This window comes from Paracidovorax sp. (assembly GCF_057642795.1).
The window spans coordinates 1-510 of record NZ_JBXYZY010000012.1 but is presented as its reverse complement, the minus strand read 5'-3'; the positions used below and the strand labels follow the sequence as shown (position 1 = coordinate 510).

The 510-nt window shown below is 60.8% G+C and carries 1 protein-coding gene; it reads left to right on the top strand.

Annotated features, from left to right (window positions below; genetic code table 11):
• Positions 1 to 503: ribonuclease III family protein (locus tag AC3A84_RS06025; RefSeq protein WP_487968727.1), on the top strand; the 503-nt coding region annotated here is incomplete at its 5' end.
• Positions 504 to 510 lie beyond the last annotated feature (7 nt).

Below are 510 nucleotides of genomic sequence, written 5' to 3'. Positions count from 1 at the left end.
AGCCTGAAGGCCAGCTAGCCAAGTTACGGTCGGCTGTTGTGAGTACCGTCTCGCTAGGACAGCTGGCACGTCAACTCGGCATTGGTCCTCGGATCAAATTGGGCAAGGGAGAGGAACGTACTGGCGGCCACGACAAGACGTCGATCCTGGCCGACACTACCGAGGCACTGCTGGGCGCGGTCGAGCTGTCAGCTGGGCTTCCGGACGTACTGCGTCTAGTCCACCACCTTTTCGATCCTCTCGTTGATGAGGCAGACCGCTCTGGGGCGGGCACAGACTGGAAGACTGTCCTGCAAGAGTACTGCGCTGAGCATGGCTTCGATGCCCCCCGATACGAAATCGTCGGGTCTGGCCCAGATCACAATCGTCGGTACTGTGCCAGAGCGAATGTGGACGGCAGGCTATATGCCGCCTACACCGGCCACAACAAGAAAGAAGCGGAGCAAGGTGCGGCCCGCCGTGCTGTCTCCGCGCTGATACCAAGCTCTCACACAGGTGCCTGAGCTCCCC